Source organism: Kistimonas asteriae (assembly GCF_018263925.1).
Classification (GTDB): domain Bacteria; phylum Pseudomonadota; class Gammaproteobacteria; order Pseudomonadales; family Endozoicomonadaceae; genus Kistimonas; species Kistimonas asteriae.
Genome location: NZ_JAEVHF010000015.1, coordinates 60,479 through 82,700, shown reverse-complemented (window position 1 = coordinate 82,700; position 22,222 = coordinate 60,479). Strand labels below are relative to the sequence as shown.

The window sequence follows — 22,222 nt, the reverse complement described above, 5'->3', positions numbered from 1 at the left end:
ACCTTGGCACAGAAGCGTAGCAGTTAACTATTTGATTAATCGGTCTTTTACAGCTTTACTCAGCGACAATCTGACAGGTTTTCCCGCATAGACGATACTGTTTATCCAACCGTAAACTATGGGAAAAGATGTTATTTGTATGAATAAAAGGCATTTGACAGGATTATTTTCGCCCTCCACTCGCACTAACGAAACATTATTTAATGCCTTCTTGATACATATCAACTCGAAATCTCAGCATCCGACTAAAATTGTCAATCAGTATTTTGTGCAATACAGCTGCGCAAAATAACCGGCGACCGTCAGCCACACGCCTATTCTATACGACAACCAGAGGATAGGGCCGGAACCATTACAAGATCAGGGTAAAGAGCATGGCAACCGAACTGATATGGGATCTCGAACTGATCAAACGTTACGATCAGACGGGACCTCGCTACACATCCTATCCGACTGCTTTGCAGTTTGCGGACAATTTCGGCGTTGATGCCTACCATGCTGCAGCCGCCGACAGCGCCACCGCCCGGCGCCCACTGTCACTCTACTTCCATATTCCGTTTTGCGCCCGGGTCTGCTACTACTGCGGGTGCAACAAGGTCGTCACCAAACGCCGCGAGCATGCCGAACCTTATTTGCAGTCACTGTTCCATGAAATTGAAATGCAGTCTGCCCTGATGGGACACGACCAGGCTGTTGAACAACTCCACTGGGGCGGCGGCACGCCTACCTTCCTGAATCCGACCCAGATGCAGGCACTGATGGACAAAACCGCCAAGCACTTCAATCTGGTCAGCGGTGATTTTGGTGATTACTCCATAGAAATTGATCCCCGGGAAGCGGACTGGAGCACCATTGGCCACCTGCGCTCGCTCGGCTTCAACCGGATCAGTATCGGTGTACAGGATTTCAATCCCACCGTTCAGCAGGCCGTCAACCGGGTTCAAAGCGAAGAAGAAACCCGGGATGTCATTGATGCTGCCCGGGCGCTGACATTCAAGTCTATCAACATTGATCTCATCTACGGTCTGCCCTTCCAGAGCTGCGCCAGCTTCATGGAAACCGTTGATAAAGTGATTGAAATCCGCCCGGACCGGTTGTCTGTTTTCAACTATGCCCACATGCCCGACCGTTTTATGCCTCAACGGCGCATCAACAGTGAAGACTTGCCCAGCCCGCAGGAAAAACTGGCCATTCTTGAAAACACGATTACGCGCCTGCTTGATGCCGGTTACGTCTATATCGGCATGGATCACTTCGCACTACCTGATGACAACCTTGCCCTGGCACAGGAAAAAGGTTCCCTGCACAGAAACTTCCAGGGATACACGACACACAGCCAGTGCGATCTGATTGGCATGGGCGTGTCTTCCATCAGCCGCGTCGGCAATGTCTATGCCCAGAACCATGCGAACATGGAGGAATACACCAGCCGGATCAACAATGGCAAGCTGGCCATTCGCCGCGGTTTATTGATGAACGAGGACGACCGTATCCGCAGCGCGGTTATCAATCAGCTAATTTGTCACTTCCGACTGGATACCAAGCCCATTGAAGAAAAGTTCGGCATCCGCTTCCATGACTATTTCGCGGATGCCATCAACAAACTGAGCACCATGGCCACAGATGGCCTTATACGAATGGATAAGCAGAGCATTGTCGTCGAACCCCGCGGGAGACTGTTGATCCGCAATATCTGTATGCAATTTGACACCTATCAACAGGTGGCGGAGGTCCAGCGCTTCTCACGGGTCATCTAATTCCTGCTTAACCACTTGCATACAAGCCGGTTTCACGTTTTTACTGACGTTGAAACCGGCTTTTTTTCATGAAACATTCAGATACGTATCCTCACAGTCTTAAACTTGTCAGGAGAATCCCCTACAATACGGCCGCAACGACTTTTACACCCACCGGTTCACAGGGGTTCTTCTGTATGGTGTCCAAGCTGAATGTGCGGCAAGTGACTCATGTGGCCTGCAGAGACTGCAGCCTGAGTCAGCTCTGCCTGCCACTGGCGCTGAAAATTGAAGATATTGATGAACTTGACAGGATCATCAAGCGAGGACGTCCGCTGAAAAAAGGCGAGCACCTGTTCCTCGAAGGCGATCCCTTTCACAGTGTCTATGCAGTACGCTCCGGCGCACTGAAAACCTACACAGCCACCAACGAAGGCGAAGAGCAGATCACGGGCTTCTACCTGCCCAGTGAATTGGTGGGTCTCAGCGGTCTTGACACGGAGGCTTACCCGGTGTCTGCCCAAGCCATTGAAACCACCATGGTCTGCGAGATTCCGTTTGATCGCCTGGAAAAGCTGTCCGACGACTACCCTGAGTTGCGTCGTCAGCTGATGCGCATCATGTGTCGTAAAATCCGCGAAGACCAGCAGATGAAATTGCTGCTATCGAAGAAAAACGCGGACGAACGGATCGCCACATTCCTGATCAACCTGGCCAGCCGGTTCCGTCGCCGCGGCTTTTCATCGCAGTCTTTCCGCCTGTCGATGTCCCGCAACGAAATGGGCAACTACCTGGGCCTGGCGGTAGAAACTGTCAGCCGTGTGTTCACCCGTTTCCAGAAAAACGGCCTGATCAACGCCAACGGCAAAGAGATTGAGATCACCAACGCCATGGAACTGTGTGCCCTGGCCGGTGGCAAGCTTGTTGAACACCAGGACATTGTCAACATTCAGTAACCCACCGCAGGATTCAAGCTCTGATGGTTTTTGACCAGCAACTGCTCCACTCCCTGATTCGGGCCATACCCAACTGGCCTGAACCCGGCGTGACATTTCGCGATATCACGCCACTGTTTCAGTCCCCAAAAGGGACACAAATGATCATCGACACCCTGGCCGAACGCTACCAGGGCCAGGCTATCACGCATATCGGTGCACTGGACGCACGTGGCTTTCTGGTTGGCTCACCACTGGCCTGCAAACTGGGTCTGCCACTCGTCATTTTCAGAAAGCCCGGAAAACTACCCTATGATGTGATTCGCGAAGAGTATGAACTGGAGTACGGTTCAGCCGCACTCGAAATTCACACGGACGCACTGAAAAAGGGTGATCGCCTGCTTTTAGCGGATGACCTGATTGCCACGGGCGGGACCCTTTGCGCTGCAGCCCGACTCTGTCGCCGACTGGGTGCTGAGCCGGTCGAAGCGGCTGCCATCATTGATCTTCCGGCACTCGGTGGGTCAAAACGCCTCGACGCGGAAGGCATTCCCAGCTTCAGCCTCTGTAGCTATTGATCAAGCTATTGGCATTACCGCCGATTCCCCGTTTATAGAACCTTAAGGCAGGGAAGCCTGAAGACCATGGGAATCTGCGCAGACGAATTCAGGGAGTATGTCGTCCAACCCACGTTAGACCATCTCGATATGCGGTCACCGTTAGCAGAAAACCTGCTTCTGGGCACAGCAGCCGTGGAATCGGGCCTTGGCTCCCACCTCCATCTTGCCAATCAAGCCTCACTCGGCATTTATCAGATCAGCCCGGAGACCCATCGCAGAATCTGGGACACCTTTCTCTACAATCAGCATGAACTGGCCAGCAAGGTCAGGGGGCTGGCCAGTCAACGGGAATTTCTGCTACACCCGCACGCAGAACTCGCCACCAACCTCTCCTATGCGACCGCCATTGCCTGGATGGTGTACCTGAGCGCCGCCCCAATGAATGACGACCCGGCAGCCGCCAACGACCCACAGCAGCTAGCCCCCCTCTGGCAGCAACATTACCAGAGCGAAAACAGCCACTCACCGGAAGCGTTCATCGAACACTACAACCAGCTGATCCTGGGCAAGACAGTCGCAGCCTGACGCCAGCAAGCGCCTGCTTCTGCTTATTCCTGATTTTCCGCGCATTTCACGCAGAGATCGGTATAGGGCATGATTTCGAGGCGCGCCATGGGAATGTCACCACCGCACCCGGTACAAATTCCGTAGTCGCCTTCCTCTATTCGCTCCAGCGCTTTCTGGATCAGGCGCAATTCAGCCACCGCCTCATTACCCAATGCATCCAGCACCTCGTCATTTTCACGCTCCTGGGCCTGCTCGGACCAGTCTGCACTGGCCTTACGGGTCACATCCCGGGTAATGTTGGCGACACGCCGCTCCAGCTCATCCTGCCGGGTTTTCAGCCGCTGGCAAAACACCTCGTATTCTTTGTTCATTCGACTCCCTCTGTAGCTAACAAGATCCCGCCCATGCCCTATTCTAGTCAGACTGCCGGTCAGCGCGGTTGATCTGAATCATGACCGGAATGATCAATACTGCGGACTCATCACCCCACCAAATCAGCCAAATAGTCTAGCAAAGCCCTATCCTGCCACAGGGTTTCCTGCCAGAAAATCTCCAGGGGTATTTCTGCCAAGAAAAATCTATGTATTAACCGCGCATGCCTGCGGTCATGAATACCTGATTATTTGCGCCCGGGTCTTTATAATGCTGCGAACTTTCATCACTGTGGTTAACAAGAACGGTATTCCTGTTCATCACGGTGTGTCCACTGACACAACCAAGTATCCTGACTGTATGCAGATTGAGACCCGAAGCGAAAAAGTCAATTTCAACAAGCTGCAGAAGCGCCTGCGCCGCCTGACCGGTCAGGCTATTGCTGCCTACAACATGATTGAGGATGGCGACCGCATCATGTGCTGCCTGTCCGGTGGCAAGGACAGCTACGCCATGCTCGACATCCTGCTCAACCTGCAGAGATATGCCCCGGTCAGGTTTGAACTGGTCGCCGTCAACCTGGATCAGAAGCAGCCAGGCTTCCCTGAGCACGTACTGCCGGAATACCTGGCCAGCCTGGGTGTGGAATACCGAATTATCGAAGAAGACACGTACAGCATCGTCAAGGACAAGGTCCCTGAAGGCAAAACCACCTGCGCACTCTGCTCACGCCTGCGCCGAGGCATCCTTTACCGCACAGCTACTGAACTCGGTGCCACCAAGATTGCCCTGGGTCACCACCGGGAGGACATCCTGGAAACCCTGTTCCTGAACATGTTCTATGGTGGCAAACTCAAGGCCATGCCGCCCAAACTGATCAGCGATGACGGCAAACACATTGTCATTCGCCCCCTGGCGTTCTGCCGGGAAAAAGATATCGCCAAATTTGCCGAACTGAAAGAATTCCCTATCATCCCCTGCAATCTGTGCGGCTCCCAGCCTAACCTCCAGCGCCAGACGATCAAGGGCATGATGACCGAGTGGGACAAACGCTTCCCCGGCCGGATTGAAAGCATGTTCAGGGCGGTGACCAATGTCGCGCCCTCTCACCTGGCAGATACCAGGCTCTACGATTTCAGCAATCTGGCGCCACGAGGCACCCCTGTTGAGGATGGTGACACGGCATTTGACCGGGAAACATTCCCGCTCCAGTTTACTGCGGATAATGATGAAGAGGCGGAGACTGAAGACACCGTCATAAAACCGGTTAATATCATGGATAGACCGGCTTAATAAGAAAAAAGGGGCAATACTGCCCCTTTTTTCTTTACTCTAAACTATTGACCACGGGTATCATTCAGATCCCAGTCATAATCGTAACGAACACGTCCCTTGAAAGCCGCCAGCTTGTCCCGGAATTCCACCGTCGCGTATTGCTGCAAATGCTTCATCAATGACTGATAATCACCGAAATCAACGGCATACCAATCGTAAATCTTGGAAAGAGACAGCACTCCCCCTTCCAGCCTTACGCCTTTCGCTTGGTTGATGTACCGGCTGGCAGCCTTTTCCAGCTGTGTATCGAGATTTGCACCGGTGTAAGCCGAGAGCGCCAGATCAGGGCATCCCATGCTGGCACAGTTCACCGCATAATGAATCCGTTTGTCTTTCCAGATCGGACGCAAAATACGATGTTCGATATCATTCAGGGTCAACCGCTGCCCCGCCACAGTGATGAGGTCGTCATCCCAGGGACCAAAGCTGAAAAAACCTTCACCCAGTTTTCGGATGGATTTCACCGGATGATGATCAAGAATAAGCCGAACCGTCACTGCATTGTAGAGATTAATCCAGTACGCCATCTGCTCTCGACGGTTATAGCCGCGGGGATCAAGACCCGCCAGATACGCCAGATAATGATCAAGACTGGCGCGATCTTCCGCAGAAACACGACCATAATCAAACAGGCGCACGTCAGGCCTTTCAACCAGATAGGCATCCAGCAAGCGCTGCCATTCCACATGTGAAATCGCTTCAGCGCTATTCTCATGACTACGGTCCCACAGCGCCCAATACTCACTCTTTGGGGCCGCGACAGCCAAACCTGCCAGACACCAGATGATTACCCCTGATAGCCAATTGCGCCACATGGGCTTCCCTCCCCCCTGGATTCAAATCAATCGTGTCTATTGGATTAGCCAGCCCCCGGACTGGCTGGTGCCGTAAGCGCGACATCGTACTTTTCAAGACCGTTGCCCGTGATCATCGCCATCAACTCATGAACATAGGCTTCGCCCCGTTGGGAATAGCGTACAAGACCTGGAGACAGGTAAAGCCCGGTAACCGGTTGATCGTCCCGACGGGCCCCGGCACGCAAGGCCCGCAGATCCGCATACTGAGCATGGGTATTGATATTCAGGAGATAGGCAGCCACAGAGCCAGCGACGGAGTCAAATTTTCTGACTTCATGGTCGGCCCCTTCACTGCGCTGCGTGGGCACCAGACCACACCCCTTGCTGAAACACCACTGCCCAAACAGGTTATTCCCTGCTCGAGCAAAGCGGGATGTTCCCCAGGCCGATTCATTCGCAGCCTGGGCAAGCGCCAGCGAGACAGGCAGTGTATCAACACGCTCAAGCAGAGCAGCATACCACTGCGGCGTTAATTCATCCGCCAGTGTCAGACGGTATTTTTTCGCTACAGAAGCCAGCCACGTCTTATCTTTTTCACTCAACGAGGACTGACTGGATAGCTGCTGGATACGGGTACGCTCGGCCGCTATTTTCTGGTTTTCAGCATCAACAATGGGCTTCATATACCCAAAAAAGGCAGCCTTTTTCGCCCTAACATCCTGGATACTGCCAAAATCGGGCATTTCACTTTCAATCACAGGCTCGCTAGTCACAACCGGTTCCGTCACGGTGCTTTCCGCCTTTCGATCAAGAACAGAATTGACCAGCAAAACCGTCAATACCAGTAACAGCAGCAATACCGCTGCCATCTTGCCTAATCCCTGCTTCGCCGACATAGCACCTCAAGCTTTTATGTAAATTAACGAGATAAAACAGTTTTTCATACAATGCTGACTATTGCCATCCGGAGCGCCGCCTGTTCTACTGTTTATTAGCAGTATTGACAATAGACCCACAACCAAAACAGACAAGCCAGCTCATGAGCAGTCCAGGAGTTTCCTGATCGACTGGCAAGGAGGCAGAATCATGGCGCTTCATGTTTGGGGATTATTCACGCATCCTGACCAGGAATGGCGCAGTATCCGTGAAGAAAAATCCTCTATCATCAAAACCTATATGGCCAATGTGGTTATCCTGGCGGCGATTCCAGCCATATGTACCTATATTGGCACAACAGTGACCGGGTGGTCCCTGGCGGGCAGCAAAGAGGTTGTCAGACTGACGACTGACAGTGCTGCCTCCATGGCTCTGCTGGCTTATCTGGCCATGCTGTCAGGTGTCTACGTGATGGGTCGGGCAATCCACTGGATGGCACAAACGTATGAGTGCTTTCCCACCATCAGCCAGTGCGTTACCTTTGCCTCCTACACCACCACCCCCCTGTTTCTCGCCGGATTGATCGGCCTATACCCGTCCCTCTGGCTGATGATGCTGGTTGGGCTGGCGGCCGCCAGCTGGTCGACCTACCTGCTCTATACAGGCCTGCCGGTCTTTATGAATATCAGCAAAGAGCAGGGCTTTGTCTTTTCCAGCTCAATACTCTGTATTGCCCTGGTGGTACTGGTGGCGATTCTTGCCATCACCGTCGTTCTGTGGAGTATCGGGGTTGGCCCCATCTACACCAGCTGAGCCTGTCGGGAGGCTGGCTGCAAAGCTGCCTCCCTAACCCGCCATTAATCCGCATTTCTGCTACGTACAGTTCCCCCAACCGGACGATACGTCCAATTACGGCTAGTATCCATGGCCTTACGCAAGGCATGATCTAATCAACATGAGAAAGGTTTATCGTATACCGGTACTAAGGGCAGTCGCCGTGAGCCAGATAGAGCAGGACATCAACAGACGCATTCACCAGCTTATCCGCAAAGCGTCCCATTATTACGATATCCCTTTCCCTCCCCCGATAATCCTGATGGATTTACTGGGTAGCGACGCCGGGCAGGCACTCCCTGGCAAGAATCGGCTAAGATTCAACCCTGCCCTCTACCGGCAAAACCCCACCCATTTTGTCCATCATATCGTTGCCCATGAAGTGGCACATCTGATCGCTGCCAAAGTCTACGGCCACCGGATAAAACCCCACGGCAAGGAGTGGCAAGCCGTCATGACGCTGTTTCAGGTACCACCGGAGCGCTGCCACAACTACGATATACGCCATGCCGGGCGTCACCATTTCATCTATGGCTGCGACTGTCCGGAGCGGGAAATTCCACTAACAGCTATTCGCCACAACCGGATTCAGCGAGGCGTTAAATATCACTGCCAACACTGCGGATCTGCGCTGGCATTCCGTTTTGACGCCCGAAATCCCAGGCAACAGCCAATCCCAAAGACAGCCTGAGCGAACCTCAGGCCAAGGCATCCTCGGCTTCGCCAGCGCTAACGGAAGAGGCCTCAAACACTCTTAACACTGTCAGGAATTCATCCCCGTAAGCCAGCAACTTGCGTTGACCAACACCGGACACCTGCTCCATCTCGCTAAGACTTGCGGGACGACGGCGAATCATTTCCCGCAGCGTCGAATCATGGAAAATCATATAGGGAGGAATACCCTGTTCCTTGGCAAGTTCCCGGCGCGCCTCCCGCAACGCATCCCAGAGCGGCTCATCTTCCGGATGGACTTCAACCACTTTTCCGATGCTATCTCGGGTTTCACGCGCCTCCTGCACCTCGTACCGGTCACGCCGCAGCATCAACACTTCATCGCCGCGCAGGAGCGGACGGCTTGTTTCCGACAACTGCAAACCGCCATGCTCTTCAATAACACTGAGAAAACCACGCGCCACCAGCTGGCGATACACGGAACGCCACTGCTTCTGACTGAGGTCACGACCAATACCAAAGGTCGACAACTGGTCATGCCCAAGCTGCTTCACCCGGGCATTCTCTCTGCCCATCAGCACATCCACCAGATGGGTAACCCCATAACGCTGACCGGTTCGATAGACATTCGACAGGGCTTTTCTGGCCGCATCGGTGGCATCCCAGGTCACAACCGGCTCTGCACAGAGGTCACAATGCCCACAGGGTTCATCCAGCGCCTCATCAAAATAGGCCAGCAGTGCCTGCCGACGACAACCACTGATTTCGCAGAACGCCAGCATGGACTCCAGCTTCTGCTTCTCAACATTCCGGACGGAGACATCTGCACTGGACTGGGACAGCATCTGCCCCAGAATAATGACATCCTGCAACCCATAAGCCAGCCACGCGGTTGCCGGCAAGCCGTCCCGCCCGGCACGACCGGTTTCCTGGTAATAGGCCTCAATACTGCGCGGTAGATCCATGTGCGCGACAAAACGGACATCCGGCTTATCCACCCCCATACCAAACGCTACTGTTGCCACCATAATCAGCCCTTCCTCATTATGGAAAAGATGCTGGTTGCGAGAACGCGTTTCCGGGGACATACCGGCATGGTAAGGCAGTGCACGAATACCGTGATTATTCAGCCACTCAGACAGTTCTTCGACCTTCTTCCGGGAAATACAGTAAACAATGCCTGATTCCCCCGGGTGATCTTTCAAAATAAACGCATGCAACTGCTGCTTGGCCTGACGCTTCTGGGAAATGCGATAAAAGATATTGGGACGATCAAAGCTGCCAACGAATGACTCTGCCTGATTCAACGCCAGGCGCTCAATGATTTCCCGCCGGGTACGGCTGTCCGCCGTGGCGGTCAATGCCACCCGTGGCACACCGGGGAAACGCTGCCCCAGTACAGCGAGTTTCAGATATTCCGGTCGGAAGTCATGCCCCCATTGGGAGACACAATGGGCTTCGTCAATGGCAAATAGCGCAACCGTAATCTGCTCCAGAATCGCCAGCATACGTGGCAACAGCAGGCGCTCAGGCGCTACGTAGAGCAGATCCAGTTCCCCACGCACCAGATCTTCTTCGGTCTGCATCTGCTCCTGCACAGACATCGCCGAGTTAAGGCATCCAACCCGAACACCCAACTGGTTCAGGCTTCTCACCTGGTCTTCCATCAGGGCGATCAGGGGCGAAACCACAACAGCGGTTCCTGGCCGTATTAATGCCGGTACCTGGTAGCAGAGACTTTTGCCACCACCGGTCGGCATCAGTACGAGCGCATCCCCACCGGCCAGCACACGCCGGATCACCGGCTCCTGCTGTCCGCGAAATGCCGTAAAACCAAAGGTATTATGGAGAACTTCAAGCGCCTTGTCGGACATTCAGTACCTTACACCAGGATCAGAATCACGACCGTAAGACGGCTGCGATGCAATCTGTCAGACGGTTTAACAAGCCAGGCAGTATACACTTTGCTTGAGCGCCGCGCTGCCCTAGAATGCGCCCATCTGGCAGACCGATTGCCATCTTATTCTTTTTGAGGTTATTCCTTTGGATATGCACCATCAGCACCTTGCCGATTTCCTGACCGAGCTGGCCGGCGACCGCGAAACCGAACAGCAGGAAGATGTCATGGATTACTGCTCCGCCCACGGATTTCTCACTGGCCTGGTTGTCGGCCCGGTGACCGTGGACGATACAACCGCGCTGGATTACATGGCAGCCGGACTGACAGACCAGGCCTCCCCGGAAGCAAGGAACAACGCCCTCAAGGGCATCCGGACTATCCGTGCGGAGATTGACCGCCAACTCAACAGCGATGAAGATGAACTGGAGATTCCCGCTGAAGTCGCAGCCAACCAGTCCCCGATGGACTCCCCGCTGGCTGACTGGAGTACCGGTTTTATTGAAGCCCATTTTGAACATGAAGAACACTGGCTGGATACCCATGAACAGGAAGTGGCTGAGTTACTGCTCCCTGTGATGACCATTTCCGGCGTATTCAGTGACGAGCCGGAGTTCCGCGAGATCAGCGCCAATGCCGATCTGGTCATCGATATGTGCGAACAGCTCCCTGACATCCTGGTCGAAATGTACCTGCTATTCCATAGCGCCGACGAGAAGAAAAGCGGCAGACAGTAATGAAAGCGGGTATTGGTTACGTGCCAGCACGCGACCAATACCCTCCCAACCAGTGCATAGAAGCTCCTGCTTACAAAGTCTCCACGACCGACTTGGCATCAGGACGATACCAGACCTCCACCCGACGGTTTTTCACCTTCCCTGTATTGTTTTGTTGATCCGTCAATGCCAGATAGGCGCCAAACCCCAAAACATCGACCTGAGCACGGGGAACCCCCTCACGGATCAAGGCCTGACGCACTACGCGCCCCCGCAGTCGTGACAGCAGCTTGGCATTGGGGTTATAGCCTTTGGTTTCCGCAAAACCGACCAGAAGCAGTCGACCGGGCTGCTCCTTAAGGAACGATGCGAGCCGCTCAACATCCTTCAGCGCCTTGTTATCGAGCATGGCTTTGCCTTCATAAAAACGGAAATTCACCGACAACCGATAATGGTTGTCGACCTGTTCACGGTAGTAGATCGGCTCATCATCCAATACCGGCGACAACGGCTTCACATTCTGGGAGATATACCCCACGTGATCGACCACCTTCTGCCCCTGCCGGCTCACCGCAAAGCCCATGAAATCCTGCGCATAGCCATTAGGGCGGATCGAAGGAAGATAGAAGAAAAGACGGCGAGCCAAAGCGTAATCTTCTGTCGCCACCGTCAGCCGGCCAGGCCACAATGCACGGGCCTCGCCACTGGCAATGGCCAGCGCCTTGGCCTGCCCGATCGTATTCAGGCTCACAAAACCGATGGCACCACGATCGGCCGTCACGCGTCCGGACAGCACGGCGTTGGATTCAAACCGGATAGCGGCCGGTGTCAGCGGGTAATCCTTACCCAACACCAATTTTCGAAACGTATCCCAGGTGCCTGACCGCTCGTCCCGGGCATGGACTACTATGGGACGATCCTCGCCACCGAGTTCTGACCAGTTCGACACTTCGCCGGAAAAAATCCGTGCCACCTGATCGATATTCAGCTGTTGCAACGGATTGTCCGGGTGCACAACGACCGCAATACCATCAATACCAACCACAGACTCGGATGAGGCCGACATCAAGTCACCATACCGCACCAGCGCCAGCCGCTCTTTTTTGCGAATCTGACGTGATGACGCCGCCATATCCGCCTCATTATTCAGTAAAGCCCTGAATCCGCTGGAACTGCCATGCGCCTTGACGTTAACCGTCACATGACGCCCACTGGAATGTATGGCCACGATCCGCTGCTCATTCTCCACGGCAGCTGGCTGTATTTGCGCCTGCTGAAAGCCACGTGCCATCAACCAGTCCCGCACCAGCGCTGGAGCCAGGCGTGCACCAATGGTATTAGACCCCTGCATCGTGAACAGCACGTCAGGCGGGTCAACAAACAGGCTCGACGCGATTTGCTCACTGGCCCGCAGCGATGCAACTCCTGCCATCAGCACGACAACCAGCAGTAAACGTACCATGTATCCGTACTCCCCTCTCGTCCGTTTTATTGCAATCATTGGTTTTAGCTGGTAAGAAAATTAGCAGTACAATATTGCGAAAACATGACACGGGGTCTGCGGTATCAGCCGCACCAAACAACGGATATCTGTATGACAGCCACTTACGACCTGATCTTCTCCGGTGAGACCAACGACGACGTGGGAGAGGCGCAGGTGCGAAAAAACGTCGCCGCCCTGTTTAAAGCGAGTCCGGCACAGGTTGAAAAACTGTTTTCCGGAAAAACCGTGGTTTTGAAAAACGGACTGGATGAAGCGACAGCCAAAAAATACCAGGCCGCCTTAAAAAAGGCGGGTGCCGTCTGCCAGCTGAGACCAAAACAGTCAGAAAAGGCTCCCGCACCGCAACCCGAACCCTCCCCGGCTGTGGCACCTGAACCCAAACCGTCACCAGAACCTTCGGCCAGTGACAAGACCCAAATTAGCACTCCCGAGGCAGGGATCTCCGTTGAGCCTGCAGGCACCGACGTCCAGGACAAGAAACCGGAACCACAATACGATGTCCCTGACACCAGCAACATCAGCCTGCGTCCACAATCGGGCTACCTGGTTGATCCTGCCCAGGATGAGCCACCGCCGGCACCGGATACCAGTCACATTACGCTCGACTCACAGGATTAATCCGTTACTGTCCCTGACCAATCAGGCAGGGACAAACACTATTCACTCAACAGCGATGGGATCCTATCATGCATAGCCGTTTACTCACTTTCGTTGGCGCATTACTGTTACTGGCCACCGGTATCAGCCATGCCAGCTCACCGGAATCGGCCACCAGCACACCTGAAGCCCAAACGAACAGCGTGATCGTTGATATCAACACCAACCAGGGTACGATCACCCTCAACCTGGATAAAAAACACGCCCCTGAAACCGTTCACAATTTCCTCAACTATGCCAACGAAGGATTTTACGACGGCACCATCTTCCACCGTGTCATAGCTAACTTTATGATCCAGGGTGGCGGCATGACGCCGGAGATGAGCCGTAAGCAGACACACAAACCCATTCAGAATGAGTCTGGTAACGGCCTGTCCAACCAGAGGGGCACCATCGCCATGGCCAGAACCAACAACCCTGACAGCGCAACCAGCCAGTTCTTTATCAACCTGGTTGACAATAACTACCTTGATGGCTCCCAGTCTCAACCCGGCTACACCGTTTTTGGCGAGGTCATCGACGGTATGAATGTGGTGGAGAAGATCGGCAAAGTGCGCACGACCCGTAAAGGACCACATGCTGATGTTCCAGCAGACACCATCACCATCAACAGCGTCACTGTACGCCAATAACGGTCAATCGCTCTGTATTCGCCATGACCGGTCATCGGTCATGGCCTGTCAGGGAAGTCAACCCAAACCTCTGACGCTTTGTTACTATCCCCTCAATAAACAAGGCAAAACCAGCTGTTTTGGCATAACAATACTTTTCAAAAGACAAAGGACGGGTAATGCGCAAATTACCACTCATCCTGCTGATACTTCTCCTGGCCACACTGTCGCACTTCACGCAGGCAAGCGATGTATGGGCCGTTTATCCTAAATCACTCCCCCAATATGATTACAGTGGCGATAAACTGAAACATCATTGGGATCGTCTCACCACCGGTATTAATGAACCTTTTCCTGATGTCGTCTATTTGAAAAGCATGGTGAACAGCTATCCCGAGCTGGCCAGAATCATTACTGATGCACTCAGCAAAGCCAACACCTCTGACACTCAGACTCTCAACCCCAAGGCTATCAGTGATGCGCAATACCAACATTACGCATTACAGCTACAGGAGGCCTGGCGCGCCCTGTTCGAAGGCCGGTTTCAGGAAGCTAAACAGCTCGGGATACGGCTGGGACCCGCTGGCTATATCCCAGCGCTCTATGCACAATGCATTTATGCCCAGCATTTAGCTCGATCGCCTCAGGAAAAGCATGACCTTCTACGGGAAGTGATTACACTCTCTGACAGCATGCGTGATTACCAGCCAGCAACCCATTATGTCCTGTTCAGCAATGCTTACGCCAAAGCCCGCATTGCCGAGGATCTCAGCCTCAGCGAAGCCCTGGCAACCGGTTACACCGGGCCTATGAAATCAGATCTTGAACATTTAATGTCACTGCAACCCGACCACCTTTTCGGTGCCGCAGCACTGGGTGGTGTACACGCGGGAATAATCGAAAAAGCCGGAAAATTGGTTGGCAGAATGACCTACGGCGCCAATGAAAACACCATGCGGAAATGGTTTGAACAGGCGATGACTCATACCCCACTGCCACCGGTCATCCCATTAGAATACAGCGTCGCCCTGCAGCGACTCTACGGCAACAAAGAAACGGACAAAATCAGGAAACTGCTGACAACAGCGAATCAAATCACGCCTGTCAATGCCGAAGAAAGCCTGGAAATGGTTAAGGTGGGTGCAATGCTGGAAATGATAAAGAGAAACACTAACCAGTGACGACAACAATCAGTCCGGCCAGCCATTATCATCGGCTCGCCGGACTCACAATCAGGCAGTGACCTCCCGGCGCCCGGCAAAGGCATGGGCCAGCGTACCGCCATCGACGTACTCCAGCTCCCCCCCCAATGGCACACCATGGGCAATACGCGAGACCGTCAATCCATGACGACGCACCTGATCCGCCAGATAATGGGCCGTCGCCTCCCCTTCCACTGTGGGGTTGGTCGCCAGAATCACTTCCTCAACCTCAATCTCATCCAGCAGACGCAGCAACTCAGGCGCACCGATATCATCCGGACCAATACCATCAATAGGCGACAGATGCCCCATAAGGACAAAGTAGTAACCGCGATAACTCCCCGCCTGCTCAATGGCCAGGACATCCGCAGGCGTCTCAACGACACAGAGCAAACGCTGATCACGCGTATGGCTGGAGCAGATTGCGCAGAGTTCAGTCTCTGCTAGCGTACGACACCGCTTGCAGTGCCCTACCCCTTCCATGGCGGCCTGAAGCGTTTCGGCAAGCGCCAGCGCCCCTCCCCGGTCACGCTCCAGCAGATGCATAGCCATACGCTGAGCACTCTTGGGACCGACACCCGGCAAGCAGCGCAGCGTCTCCATCAGGCGAACAATTAACGGGCTGAATGACATAGTTTGGCGTGTCTCAGAAAGGCATCTTGAAGCCGGCTGGCAGCCCCATGCCACCTGTCAGCTCAGACATACGGTCCTGCTGGTTCTTTTCCAGCTTGCGTACAGCGTCGTTCACTGCTGCAGCCAACAGATCTTCCAGCATTTCCTTCTCTTCAGTCATCAGGCTGGGATCAATAGTGACACGGCGAACATCGTGACGCCCGTTCATGACCACCTGTACCAGCCCGGCACCAGACTCACCCTGCACTTCGGCGTTGGCCAGCTCTTCCTGCATTTTCTGCATCTGCTCCTGCATCTGCTGAGCCTGCTTCATCAGGTTGCCCATTCCACCTTTCAACATATCCACCTCATATTGACCGACCCGCCCGGCAAGACAGATCTGATATTGCTATTTCGTCGTTCAACGGTCGACTATCCGTCAACCGGCTCAATCGTATGATCAAGAATGGTGCCGGAGAATGTGCTGACCAATGTCTTCACCCCCTCATCGGCATAAATACTGTTTACCGCTTCCTGCTGCCGCTCCTGTCGACGCCGTTCACGCCACGCCGCCGGGGTTTCCCGGTCAGCCACGCCTGGCGCTACCGCCAACGTAACCGCCGCGTCAAAATAGTCACTGAGCGCCGCTTCCATACGTAGACGATGAGTGTCGTTGTATAAGGTATCGTGGTTCTGGTCAAGTACCATGGTGATACGATGACCGTCGACGGTTTCCAGCAGGCAATAGGATGCAATCGTACGGGTAACCCCGGCCAATGGCAGCTCCTGGAATACCGCGATCCAGCTATCAGGCGTCAACGCAGACAACGGCAATCGCTCCGTTGGCGACGGTAATACCTCTTCATCCATCGACGCTGGCGATTCATCCACTGCATCAGCGCCAACAGGAAGATCCAGTGGCGCTGGCCCTAGCACCTCAGGCAACGTCACCACCGAGGGTTCCGGCCGTGATGACTCTAGCGCCGAGTCAGGAATAACAGCCGCCGGCTCATCAAGAACAACGGACTGCGACATGCCCCGATCCTGCACCATCGATTCGGTTGCCAGGGCATTGAACACATCCGCATCGGCATCGTCCATCGGTAAAGGCGCTGTATCCGGCTGCACCAGCTCCGGCTCCGATACCTCTTGAGTGATGCCACCTGCAGGCTCAGGCTCTTCACGCTCACTCTGTTCCGGCGGGGAAGTCGCAGGGCTACTTTCCCCCGGCCCAGTCGGCGATCGCCCCTGCTGCAGCGGTTGAACCGGCGCCACAGGGACACCATCGGGACGGAAAGCCAGCATACGCAGCACCACCATCTCAAACCCTGTGCGGGGATCAGGCGAGAGCGGCAGGTCACGTCGACCAATCAGGCCAGACTGATAGTAAAGCTGCACATCCTCAGCCGTCATCTGCCGCGCAAGGGACAGTACATTACCCCGGTCCCCCTGGCTGTTATCCACGGCGTCAGGGACCGCCTGCGCAATGGCTACCCGGTGCAGGACAGACAACATATCACCCAGGACCGAGGCATAGTCCGGCCCATGCTCCGCCAACCCGGCCACGGTATTCAATACGTTTGAAGCATCACCGGTGGCCAGTGCCGAGACCACATTCAACACCAAGCTTCGATCAATGGTCCCGAGCATGGCGCTGACACCCTGCTCGGTAATCGTATTATCACAGAAAGCAATCGCCTGGTCGGTCAGGCTGAGCGCATCACGCATACTGCCGTCAGCCGCTCGCCCAAGCTGCCAGAGAGCGCTGGGGTCATAGTGAACGCCCTCCTTATCCAACACATCCTGCAGATGCCCCACGACCTTTTCAGGGGACATATTCTTCAGACTGAACTGCAGGCAGCGAGACAGGATGGTGATAGGCAGTTTCTGCGGATCAGTAGTGGCAAGCAGGAACTTCACATGGGGCGGCGGCTCTTCCAGCGTTTTCAGCAGCGCATTGAAACTATGCTGCGAAAGCATGTGTACTTCGTCGATCAGGTAGATCTTGAAGCGGCCACGGGTGGGCGCATACTGCACGTTATCGAGCAGTTCACGGGTATCTTCCACCTTGGTCCGGGATGCGGCGTCGACCTCAATCAGATCAACAAAACGACCTTCATCGATCTCCCTGCAGGCTGAACACTGCCCACACGGCTCCGAAGTGACACCTGTCTCGCAGTTCAGGCACTTGGCCAGGATACGGGCAATGGTCGTTTTACCGACTCCCCGGGTACCCGTGAAAAGATAGGCGTGGTGAAGCCGGCCACTGTCAAGGGCATTGATCAGCGCCTGCAGGACATGCACCTGTCCTACCAGCTCCTTGAAGGTACGGGGGCGCCACTTTCGGGCAAGTACCTGATAACTCATTGGCGATTCATTACTCCAGGGACAATTCCGGACACGAATTTAAATGCCAGCCAACCTGCAGCACCACTCAAACCGGGAAACCGCAACAGACGACAGATCATTCCACAACGGTGACAGGAAGACACTCAGGCAATTACAACGTTATATGCTAACTGAAATCACCCCGGCAATGCACGAAACCACAGCACGAAATCGTTTTCAGGGATACAAATGAGGTAATAGATAAGACAGTATAGAATGGAGGCGTCCCCTACCAGCCACACCCCGGCACATGTGCGCACTGCTACCGTTGCTCCCTTCCGGGCCTGGCGGAGTTCACAGCTGCTCATTGCGGGGGGACCGGCAAGGTCCGCCATAAAGATGCCGACTGAGAGCTCGTCGGCAGCGGGTGCATTCTCTCTGAAAGCACACCCGTTTGCAACCCCGTTTCTCAGCCAAACAGACTGAAAATACCGAGCCCAATGAAGAGTACTGCCGCCACAAAGCGTACCCACCGCAGCTTGAAACGATCACCGGCACGACAACCTACCCATACTGCCGGAATATTGGCCAGCATCATGCCCAGCGTCGAACCGGCCACCACCATCAGCAGCGCATCATAGCGCGCCGCCAGGATCACCGTTGCCACCTGCGTTTTGTCACCGATTTCCGCCAGAAAGAAAGCCACCAGCGTGGCCAGAAACGGTCCCAGCTGCCGCCGGTTATCGCTATCGTCATCCACGTTGTCAGGAATCAGCGTCCACAGCCCCACCCCGATAAAGGAAAGCGCCACCAGCAGTTGCAGCGTGTCCGGCGAGAAGACACCGGCCAACCACTGTCCAGCCAACCCGGCTAGCCCATGATTCGCCAGCGTAGCAATCAGAATCCCCCAGAACAGCGGCCAGAAGCGTCGATAGCGGCAGGCCAGCAGCAAAGCCAGCAACTGGGTTTTATCACCAATTTCTGCGATAGCGACACTCAGCGTCGAGACAAACAATGCGTCCAAGAAAACATCCAGAAGGGCGGGTCTGACAACGTCGGAACACACTACCCTGCCCGCCCTAGGACTCAGGATACTGTGTTCCGGTCTTGCCAAACCAGGGAACCCGTGACAGGTTCCGGCAGGTCGCGATCGCCATGGCCATGAGGGCCAAGTATGTTGACGATCACACTACAAAGGGAGCCGACAGATGACTCCCGGGAGCAGGCTACTCCCCGGTAACAGGTGCGTAGCCTAGCGGGATACGCTGAAAGTTACAAATCAGCACAATCCGTAGACGTGACGCAGCTGAGCAATGTAACCCTGATCAAGGCACAGGGTCTTACCCGGCGCATCGGAAATCTTTGCCACGGGCTGACCGTTACAGCTCACCAGTTTCAACACGATACTCAGGGGAGATACGCCGACATCATTAGTCAGCCAGGTACCAATTCCAAAACTGACGCGGATTCGATCACGAAAATAGCGGAATATGTTCAGCGCCATATCGAGGTTCAACCCATCGCTGAAAACCAGCGTTCGCGTTAAGGGATCAATACCCAGCGACTCATAGTGGGCAATCGCCTTCTCCCCCCAAACAATGGGGTCACCTGAATCATGACGCACCCCCTGATAAGCCTGAGCGAGGCCCCGATTAAAATCATTCAGGAAAGCATCCATATTGATGGTATCCGTCAAGGCGATACCCAGCTCACTACCATACTCCTCCAGCCAGACTTTTAGCGCCTGCTTCTGACTGGAACCCAGATCAGGCGTGAGTGCCTGGTGCGCCTGCAGCCATTCATGCGCCATGGTCCCCACTGGCCGCAATCCGAACTCGCGGGCCAGCATGACATTACTGGTTCCGGTAAACTGGGCCGGCACCGACTCCGCCAGACAGGCGATCAACTCGCGCTGCCAGGCGCCACTGAAACGGCGACGGGTACCAAAATCCACAAAACTAAAGCCATCGTACATCCGCTGCCTGGCAGCTCCACGAAGCTGGTCCAGTTTATCAGACAGCCGGCGGCGCCCTTCATCCAGATTCATGACCGGCTCGAGGTAACGGCCATACAACTCACTGACGATCGCCAGAATGTAGATTTCAAACAAGGTGATTTCCAGCCAGCTTCCCTGGATATCAATCTCCAGCCCCTGCGCACCGGTACCGATAGTGACGCAGTCCGGATCCAGGCGCGTAGCCTGCAGATAATCAAGGTAATCCGCCTGAAACAACCCAGTCGCTTCCATCCATTGTCGCTCATCCGGAGACAGACGCAGGCCTGCCAATGCGACCACCTCCTCACGAATACGTTCTGCCAGTGGCGCCAGGTTCGTGTTCGTACGGCAATGAAAGCGGGCTTCCACCAACGCATCAGGATAATGATGAAAAATCGCCTGCTGCATGGTGAATTTGTAAAAATCCGTATCCAGTAACGACGAAATAACCGGTCCGGTCATACAACGATCTGCTCTTTTATAATCACAAAAACCCGATACCGTCAGTCATCAATACCATCAAAATCACTGACAGAATCAATAAATTCAGCGCCCGCTGCGATCATTTCCCGACAGGCAGACTCCGACGAATGCGGCGCCAGACCTCGACAGGCCGTACGGTTCACAATAACCCGAAAGTCAGCCCTCAACAGCTGCTGCACAGTGGTCCGGACACAGTAATCCAGCGCCAGCCCACCGACCAACACCGTATCGACGCCCTGCTGCCGAAGGTATTCTATGACGCCCGTACTACGCTGTTCTGCCAGGTCGTGGTAACAGGCACCATACGGGTGCATATCTGGTTCAATGCCTTTCCAGACAAAGAAGTCATACCCCGTGGTCTCGGGCAAGCCATCAAGCAACTCAAAGCCCCGTGTACCCGGCACCGCATGCACCGGCCAGCGGACATCCACATTATCCCCTGCGACAGGTGACAATACTGGCCGCTCTGCATCCGCAATCCATACCGCCGATGGCGGATGCGCATCTTTAGAACCAATCCGATGGCCAGCACAGGCTGCCTGCCTGTTCAACTCCTCCACAATAAGGTGGCCTTCCGGAACCGGCAATTCCTGCGGACAAAGCGGGGTAAAACACTTCTGTGCGTCCACATCAAAAGCGGCCGTCCGCTCTTTACTGCCTAGCTTCGGCATAACCACCTGATCACATAATGAACTATATTCACTAACATAGTGAATATAGTTCATTAACCTGTCAAGATAACACTGTACAGGTATACTGACGAAAGGGTTTCAACCGGTTCTGGCCAAGCGGCGCAAACAGCGGTTTATAGAGATATTCATGCCAACAGAAAGGACAACCACTGCCATGTCAGTGTCGACTGCATTGATTTCCGTTGACGTGGCGGCATTCCGGATACACGAAGGAGCACTCCAGGTATTGACTCGCCTGCCCGATGCGCAAACAACAACCGTCCAAGCGGCACTGCCGGCAGGCAGAATCCAACCCGAACTGGACCGTGAATTGGATGACGCAGCTCGCCGGCAGATACACACATTAATCAATGCCGAACCGGGCTATCTTGAACAGGTCATCTCCATTGGCAATCATCACCGGGATTCCCGGGGCTGGTCGTTGACCGTCGTTTACTGCGCCCTGCTCAGTGCAGATTTAACCATGACCGATAGTCCATTGGCACGCTGGTACGATATCCAGGATGGAAGCCCACTATGCGCTTTATCTTACGATCATGCCGAATTGGTGGAAGAAGCGATAAGGCGACTGCAAAGCAAGATCCAGTACACGACAATTCCTCTTTACCTGCTGCCTGAACTCTTCACCCTGGCGGATATCAGGGATGTCTTTCGTATCATTCTGGGCAAGGCGCCGCCCATGCGCTCCATCCGTAACCGCTTTCTGGCTGGCAATCTATTAGAAGACAGCGGCCAGAAGCGCCGCGGCAGTAATCGCCCCGCGAGCCTCTACCGCCTTGCCGACCGAAACTGCACACGCCTCTTCAACCGGCTCTACCATACAACACAGACCGGGTAACG

General features: G+C 54.5%; 23 protein-coding genes, 1 other RNA gene and 1 riboswitch. Of the genes, 12 read left to right on the top strand and 12 right to left on the bottom strand.

The features are described from left to right. Window positions 1-374: 374 nt before the first annotated feature. The 4 genes from hemN to KHS78_RS16495 all read left to right on the top strand — a co-directional run bounded on the left by hemN (window position 375) and on the right by KHS78_RS16495 (window position 3,816). Window positions 375-1,757, top strand: coding sequence for an oxygen-independent coproporphyrinogen III oxidase (gene hemN, locus KHS78_RS16510; RefSeq protein ID WP_211829585.1), 1,383 nt, complete (start codon window positions 375-377; stop codon window positions 1,755-1,757). Between the two features lie 176 nt (window positions 1,758-1,933). Further along, the gene (gene fnr, locus KHS78_RS16505) at window positions 1,934-2,692 is read left to right on the top strand and encodes a fumarate/nitrate reduction transcriptional regulator Fnr (protein WP_211829584.1); all 759 of its coding nucleotides are present in this window, start codon (window positions 1,934-1,936) and stop codon (window positions 2,690-2,692) included. A gap of 23 nt (window positions 2,693-2,715) precedes the next feature. After that, window positions 2,716-3,249 carry an adenine phosphoribosyltransferase gene (locus tag KHS78_RS16500; RefSeq protein ID WP_211829583.1) on the top strand — a complete coding sequence of 178 codons (534 nt, stop codon included), beginning with the start codon at window positions 2,716-2,718 and terminating at the stop codon, window positions 3,247-3,249. Between the two features lie 66 nt (window positions 3,250-3,315). Then, entirely contained in the window at window positions 3,316-3,816 is a 501-nt protein-coding gene (locus KHS78_RS16495; protein WP_211829581.1) for a hypothetical protein, read from the top strand. 23 nt (window positions 3,817-3,839) lie between these two features. On the opposite strand, the gene KHS78_RS16490 is transcribed toward KHS78_RS16495, so the two are convergent. Next, window positions 3,840-4,169 (bottom strand): TraR/DksA family transcriptional regulator, encoded by a 330-nt coding sequence (locus KHS78_RS16490; RefSeq protein WP_211829580.1) that lies wholly within the window; start codon window positions 4,167-4,169, stop codon window positions 3,840-3,842. A 361-nt stretch (window positions 4,170-4,530) separates the two neighbouring features. On the opposite strand from KHS78_RS16490, the gene ttcA reads away from it, so the two are divergent. Beyond that, window positions 4,531-5,463 (top strand): tRNA 2-thiocytidine(32) synthetase TtcA, encoded by a 933-nt coding sequence (gene ttcA / locus KHS78_RS16485; protein WP_211829655.1) that lies wholly within the window; start codon window positions 4,531-4,533, stop codon window positions 5,461-5,463. Between the two features lie 44 nt (window positions 5,464-5,507). Here ttcA and KHS78_RS16480 read toward each other — a convergent pair whose 3' ends face one another. Further along, complete coding sequence (locus KHS78_RS16480) at window positions 5,508-6,320, bottom strand: DUF547 domain-containing protein (RefSeq protein WP_211829579.1); 813 nt, start codon at window positions 6,318-6,320, stop codon at window positions 5,508-5,510. A gap of 44 nt (window positions 6,321-6,364) precedes the next feature. Then, a complete protein-coding gene (locus KHS78_RS16475) occupies window positions 6,365-7,198 on the bottom strand; it encodes a glucosaminidase domain-containing protein (protein WP_211829578.1) in 834 nt (277 codons plus the stop codon). Between the two features lie 190 nt (window positions 7,199-7,388). Between KHS78_RS16475 and KHS78_RS16470 the strand changes: the two genes are divergently transcribed. Both KHS78_RS16470 and KHS78_RS16465 read left to right on the top strand, forming a co-directional pair. Continuing rightward, the gene (locus tag KHS78_RS16470) at window positions 7,389-7,991 is read left to right on the top strand and encodes a Yip1 family protein (RefSeq protein ID WP_246506591.1); all 603 of its coding nucleotides are present in this window, start codon (window positions 7,389-7,391) and stop codon (window positions 7,989-7,991) included. 142 nt (window positions 7,992-8,133) lie between these two features. Beyond that, the gene (locus KHS78_RS16465) at window positions 8,134-8,703 is read left to right on the top strand and encodes a SprT-like domain-containing protein (RefSeq protein WP_211829577.1); all 570 of its coding nucleotides are present in this window, start codon (window positions 8,134-8,136) and stop codon (window positions 8,701-8,703) included. A gap of 7 nt (window positions 8,704-8,710) precedes the next feature. Here the strand turns inward: KHS78_RS16465 and recQ are convergent, their stop codons facing one another. After that, window positions 8,711-10,558: a DNA helicase RecQ gene (gene recQ / locus KHS78_RS16460; protein WP_211829576.1), complete on the bottom strand. Its 1,848-nt coding sequence runs from the start codon at window positions 10,556-10,558 to the stop codon at window positions 8,711-8,713. A 175-nt stretch (window positions 10,559-10,733) separates the two neighbouring features. Here recQ and KHS78_RS16455 point away from each other — a divergent pair, with 175 nt between their 5' ends. Next, the gene (locus KHS78_RS16455) at window positions 10,734-11,318 is read left to right on the top strand and encodes a YecA/YgfB family protein (RefSeq protein WP_211829575.1); all 585 of its coding nucleotides are present in this window, start codon (window positions 10,734-10,736) and stop codon (window positions 11,316-11,318) included. A gap of 70 nt (window positions 11,319-11,388) precedes the next feature. Here KHS78_RS16455 and KHS78_RS16450 read toward each other — a convergent pair whose 3' ends face one another. Further along, window positions 11,389-12,759 carry a substrate-binding domain-containing protein gene (locus tag KHS78_RS16450; protein ID WP_211829574.1) on the bottom strand — a complete coding sequence of 457 codons (1,371 nt, stop codon included), beginning with the start codon at window positions 12,757-12,759 and terminating at the stop codon, window positions 11,389-11,391. 132 nt (window positions 12,760-12,891) lie between these two features. Here KHS78_RS16450 and KHS78_RS16445 point away from each other — a divergent pair, with 132 nt between their 5' ends. From KHS78_RS16445 to KHS78_RS16435, 3 genes are all read left to right on the top strand, one after another. Then, window positions 12,892-13,419 (top strand): hypothetical protein, encoded by a 528-nt coding sequence (locus tag KHS78_RS16445; RefSeq protein WP_211829572.1) that lies wholly within the window; start codon window positions 12,892-12,894, stop codon window positions 13,417-13,419. Between the two features lie 182 nt (window positions 13,420-13,601). Next, on the top strand, window positions 13,602-14,090 hold the full coding sequence (locus tag KHS78_RS16440) for a peptidylprolyl isomerase (protein ID WP_425513972.1): 489 nt from the start codon (window positions 13,602-13,604) through the stop codon (window positions 14,088-14,090). A 158-nt stretch (window positions 14,091-14,248) separates the two neighbouring features. Next, the gene (locus tag KHS78_RS16435) at window positions 14,249-15,250 is read left to right on the top strand and encodes a hypothetical protein (RefSeq protein ID WP_211829570.1); all 1,002 of its coding nucleotides are present in this window, start codon (window positions 14,249-14,251) and stop codon (window positions 15,248-15,250) included. Window positions 15,251-15,301: 51 nt separating this feature from the next. On the opposite strand, the gene recR is transcribed toward KHS78_RS16435, so the two are convergent. From recR to KHS78_RS16400, 7 genes are all read right to left on the bottom strand, one after another. Next, window positions 15,302-15,904, bottom strand: coding sequence for a recombination mediator RecR (gene recR, locus KHS78_RS16430; protein WP_211829569.1), 603 nt, complete (start codon window positions 15,902-15,904; stop codon window positions 15,302-15,304). A 13-nt stretch (window positions 15,905-15,917) separates the two neighbouring features. After that, window positions 15,918-16,244: a YbaB/EbfC family nucleoid-associated protein gene (locus KHS78_RS16425; protein WP_211829568.1), complete on the bottom strand. Its 327-nt coding sequence runs from the start codon at window positions 16,242-16,244 to the stop codon at window positions 15,918-15,920. Window positions 16,245-16,315: 71 nt separating this feature from the next. Next, window positions 16,316-18,250: a DNA polymerase III subunit gamma/tau gene (gene dnaX / locus KHS78_RS16420; RefSeq protein ID WP_211829567.1), complete on the bottom strand. Its 1,935-nt coding sequence runs from the start codon at window positions 18,248-18,250 to the stop codon at window positions 16,316-16,318. 248 nt (window positions 18,251-18,498) lie between these two features. Beyond that, window positions 18,499-18,595: signal recognition particle sRNA small type (gene ffs, locus KHS78_RS16415), an RNA gene on the bottom strand. Between the two features lie 85 nt (window positions 18,596-18,680). After that, the gene (locus KHS78_RS16410; protein ID WP_211829566.1) at window positions 18,681-19,235 is read right to left on the bottom strand and encodes a TMEM165/GDT1 family protein; all 555 of its coding nucleotides are present in this window, start codon (window positions 19,233-19,235) and stop codon (window positions 18,681-18,683) included. Window positions 19,236-19,331: 96 nt separating this feature from the next. Continuing rightward, window positions 19,332-19,458: riboswitch (yybP-ykoY riboswitch) on the bottom strand. A gap of 32 nt (window positions 19,459-19,490) precedes the next feature. Continuing rightward, on the bottom strand, window positions 19,491-20,669 hold the full coding sequence (gene pncB, locus KHS78_RS16405; RefSeq protein ID WP_211829564.1) for a nicotinate phosphoribosyltransferase: 1,179 nt from the start codon (window positions 20,667-20,669) through the stop codon (window positions 19,491-19,493). Between the two features lie 41 nt (window positions 20,670-20,710). Continuing rightward, complete coding sequence (locus tag KHS78_RS16400) at window positions 20,711-21,361, bottom strand: isochorismatase family protein (RefSeq protein WP_246506589.1); 651 nt, start codon at window positions 21,359-21,361, stop codon at window positions 20,711-20,713. Window positions 21,362-21,509: 148 nt separating this feature from the next. Here KHS78_RS16400 and KHS78_RS16395 point away from each other — a divergent pair, with 148 nt between their 5' ends. Continuing rightward, window positions 21,510-22,220: an NUDIX hydrolase gene (locus KHS78_RS16395; RefSeq protein WP_211829563.1), complete on the top strand. Its 711-nt coding sequence runs from the start codon at window positions 21,510-21,512 to the stop codon at window positions 22,218-22,220. Window positions 22,221-22,222: the final 2 nt, after the last annotated feature.

Coding starts and splice junctions, on each gene's coding strand:
- hemN (WP_211829585.1), top strand. CDS start 375: ATGGCAACCGAACTGATATGGGATCTCGAACTGATCAAACGTTACGAT.
- fnr (WP_211829584.1), top strand. CDS start 1,934: ATGGTGTCCAAGCTGAATGTGCGGCAAGTGACTCATGTGGCCTGCAGA.
- KHS78_RS16500 (WP_211829583.1), top strand. CDS start 2,716: ATGGTTTTTGACCAGCAACTGCTCCACTCCCTGATTCGGGCCATACCC.
- KHS78_RS16495 (WP_211829581.1), top strand. CDS start 3,316: ATGGGAATCTGCGCAGACGAATTCAGGGAGTATGTCGTCCAACCCACG.
- KHS78_RS16490 (WP_211829580.1), bottom strand. CDS start 4,169: ATGAACAAAGAATACGAGGTGTTTTGCCAGCGGCTGAAAACCCGGCAG.
- ttcA (WP_211829655.1), top strand. CDS start 4,531: ATGCAGATTGAGACCCGAAGCGAAAAAGTCAATTTCAACAAGCTGCAG.
- KHS78_RS16480 (WP_211829579.1), bottom strand. CDS start 6,320: ATGTGGCGCAATTGGCTATCAGGGGTAATCATCTGGTGTCTGGCAGGT.
- KHS78_RS16475 (WP_211829578.1), bottom strand. CDS start 7,198: ATGTCGGCGAAGCAGGGATTAGGCAAGATGGCAGCGGTATTGCTGCTG.
- KHS78_RS16470 (WP_246506591.1), top strand. CDS start 7,389: ATGGCGCTTCATGTTTGGGGATTATTCACGCATCCTGACCAGGAATGG.
- KHS78_RS16465 (WP_211829577.1), top strand. CDS start 8,134: ATGAGAAAGGTTTATCGTATACCGGTACTAAGGGCAGTCGCCGTGAGC.
- recQ (WP_211829576.1), bottom strand. CDS start 10,558: ATGTCCGACAAGGCGCTTGAAGTTCTCCATAATACCTTTGGTTTTACG.
- KHS78_RS16455 (WP_211829575.1), top strand. CDS start 10,734: ATGCACCATCAGCACCTTGCCGATTTCCTGACCGAGCTGGCCGGCGAC.
- KHS78_RS16450 (WP_211829574.1), bottom strand. CDS start 12,759: ATGGTACGTTTACTGCTGGTTGTCGTGCTGATGGCAGGAGTTGCATCG.
- KHS78_RS16445 (WP_211829572.1), top strand. CDS start 12,892: ATGACAGCCACTTACGACCTGATCTTCTCCGGTGAGACCAACGACGAC.
- KHS78_RS16435 (WP_211829570.1), top strand. CDS start 14,249: ATGCGCAAATTACCACTCATCCTGCTGATACTTCTCCTGGCCACACTG.
- recR (WP_211829569.1), bottom strand. CDS start 15,904: ATGTCATTCAGCCCGTTAATTGTTCGCCTGATGGAGACGCTGCGCTGC.
- KHS78_RS16425 (WP_211829568.1), bottom strand. CDS start 16,244: ATGTTGAAAGGTGGAATGGGCAACCTGATGAAGCAGGCTCAGCAGATG.
- dnaX (WP_211829567.1), bottom strand. CDS start 18,250: ATGAGTTATCAGGTACTTGCCCGAAAGTGGCGCCCCCGTACCTTCAAG.
- pncB (WP_211829564.1), bottom strand. CDS start 20,669: ATGACCGGACCGGTTATTTCGTCGTTACTGGATACGGATTTTTACAAA.
- KHS78_RS16400 (WP_246506589.1), bottom strand. CDS start 21,361: ATGCCGAAGCTAGGCAGTAAAGAGCGGACGGCCGCTTTTGATGTGGAC.
- KHS78_RS16395 (WP_211829563.1), top strand. CDS start 21,510: ATGCCAACAGAAAGGACAACCACTGCCATGTCAGTGTCGACTGCATTG.